The following is a 2,466-nucleotide window of genomic DNA, read 5'->3' on the forward strand; positions in this document are numbered from 1 at the left end:
TTATTTGATAGTAATGGTTAGTGAGGAAGGCTAATCATGCAACTAAATAGATTCGACAACATTCAGGAATTCTGGCACTACACTCAGGCTTACTTACTCCAGCATCAGGTAGAAAATAATGTTTTGCTCAGTATTTTGCATACCTTGTTGCATAACCCAGAACGTTATCTGGGTAAGCCTTATTTAGCAATTGTCCAAACAAGTGGGGAGATTGTAGCTGTTGCCATTCGCACCCCACCCCAAAAATTGATCCTATCCAAAGCCCAGAATATGGATGCCTTGCGGTTGATTGCTCAAGATTTGCGTCAAGAGCAACTGCCAGGAAGCATGGGACTGGTTAAAGAGGCAGAAATATTCTCGCAGATTTGGCAAGCGCTGACAGGACAATTCTATCAACGGTCGGTGGTAATGAAAATTTACCAATTAACGGCAGTGCAAAGAGTCTCAACGGCCAGAGGATATCTTAGACTGGCAACTGAAAGCGATCGCTCTCTTTTGATCAAGTGGCTTTCTGCATTTTTATCTGAGATAGATGAGGCGGTGAGCGAGGATGTCGAACACCAAGTAGATAATCGATTGAAACAGCAGAATACTTATTTTTGGGTTGATAGCACTCCAGTTTCAGTTGCGTCTAGTAAACAAGTGTTACCTACAATTGGTCGAATCAATTTAGCTTATACACCACCAGAGTATCGTCGCAAAGGATATGCTACTGCCTGTGTCACAGCGTTAAGCCAAAAACTGCTAGACCAGGGATGCCGCCATTGTTTCCTCATAGCAGATTTAGCCAATCCCACAGCCAATCATATTTATCAAGCGATTGGGTATTGCCCCATTTGTGATTGGCACGAATACTCATTCACCTCAAAGGAGTAAGCAGAATAAAGCGATCGCTCCAATTAAATTACTTTCTATGGCAGAATATGCAAATTGCGATCGCTCCAGGCTGTTAAATTCAGGTGAGCAACTGCTCTAGCAATGACTGTCAGGGCAATAGTGGTAGTTGCCAGAAGGACAAGCAGAATAATTTTTAGCCTGTTTTTTAACAATTTACTACGGTCGGAACGCTGCATAACGTGGATTGAGGGGGCAAAATAGAAAACATGACGATTGAATCTAATTCCTCTAATCTACCAACCCCAGAACCAGCCCCCGAAAACGATTTGCAGCCAGATGACTTTGACGGTGGTGCAACGGAGAAAAACCTAAACTCAGAAGCACTAGCGACACAACAAGCATTAGCGGCGATCGCGTCTTTAAAATCTCCGCATTTACAACAACAAGCCCGTTCTGACTTCAAGCAACCCATTACCAAGCAATTTACAGTTAAGCCGAGGGCATTGCTGATTACTCTAATCGCGATCGCCATCACCCTTGTTGGAGTTATCCTTAATAACTGGATCGTTGGCATTATCGGAACGCTGATAGCTTTGCTGTTATCCCTCGCGATATTATTGCCTTGGTTGCAAGAAGTTTTAAACGAGTGGTTTTCACCCCAAGAACGCACCCTGTTTGTTGCCTTTTTAGGACTAATAGTAGCGATTATCGGCTTGATCAAATTTACAGGTGTAGGCGATCGCTTGCTTGTTTTAGGACGCAAAATTAACTGGGACATTGCTGGTAGCCTAGCAGAATGGTTTGGCGCTTTGGGGCAAATTCTCATCGCTATCATCGCCGTTTACGTAGCATGGCGACAATATGTCATTTCCAAAGACTTGACAATTCAGCAAAATATGCTGACGGTTCAGCAAAATATTATTACCCAGCAACAGACAATTGATTCTTATTTCCAAGGTGTTTCCGACTTGGTATTAGATGAAGAAGGATTATTAGAAGATTGGCCCCAAGAAAGAGCGATCGCTGAAGGACGCACTGCGGCAATTTTAAGTAGTGTCGATGCTAGTGGGAAAGCGAAAATTCTCCGTTTTCTCTCACGTTCCAAGTTGCTCTCACCTCTAAAACGCGATGGTCGATTAGGCCGAGCCATTTTCAACGGAAGTGGCGGATATGCAGAAGACCGCTTAGAAGGTGTGCGCGTCATTGATTTAGGCGTAATGTTAGCCGCAGCAGACCTTTCTGGTACTGATTTGCGTTGGACTGATCTGAGCGAAGCTAATCTTGTCCGCGCTAATCTGGTCGGTTGTGATTTAGTAAAAGCCAATCTTTCTCGCACAATTTTATATAGTGCTAATCTTAGCGATGCTGACCTGAACGGGATTCGCCTATTCTATGGTGTAGTGGATAAAGCATCACCCCGCAGTCGCACTGAACCACCAGATTATGAAACCGGGGAACAAACTGGTGCTGTGGTGGAAAATGCTGATTTCAGCAATGTACAAAGGATGTCTGAGTCTACACGTCACTACTGTTGCAGTTGGGGTGGCGAAAAAACCAGAGGTACTATTCCTGGTGGTTGTGAAGGTATTCCCAATAAGTTGGGAAGATAGTTACAACAGAATTCAGAAT

The 2,466-nt window shown here is 43.9% G+C and carries 3 protein-coding genes; 2 read left to right on the plus strand and 1 reads right to left on the minus strand.

Going from position 1 to position 2,466, the window contains the following annotated elements; translation table 11 throughout:
- The first annotated feature begins 36 nt into the window (after positions 1-36).
- Positions 37-876 carry a GNAT family N-acetyltransferase gene (locus RRG12_RS42990; protein ID WP_420759644.1) on the plus strand — a complete coding sequence of 280 codons (840 nt, stop codon included), beginning with the start codon at positions 37-39 and terminating at the stop codon, positions 874-876.
- Positions 877-911: 35 nt separating this feature from the next.
- On the opposite strand, the gene RRG12_RS42995 is transcribed toward RRG12_RS42990, so the two are convergent.
- A complete protein-coding gene (locus RRG12_RS42995; RefSeq protein WP_420759645.1) occupies positions 912-1,073 on the minus strand; it encodes a hypothetical protein in 162 nt (53 codons plus the stop codon).
- 30 nt (positions 1,074-1,103) lie between these two features.
- On the opposite strand from RRG12_RS42995, the gene RRG12_RS43000 reads away from it, so the two are divergent.
- Entirely contained in the window at positions 1,104-2,447 is a 1,344-nt protein-coding gene (locus RRG12_RS43000; protein ID WP_420759646.1) for a pentapeptide repeat-containing protein, read from the plus strand.
- Positions 2,448-2,466 lie beyond the last annotated feature (19 nt).

The organism is Nostoc sp. CALU 546 (assembly GCF_048836525.1).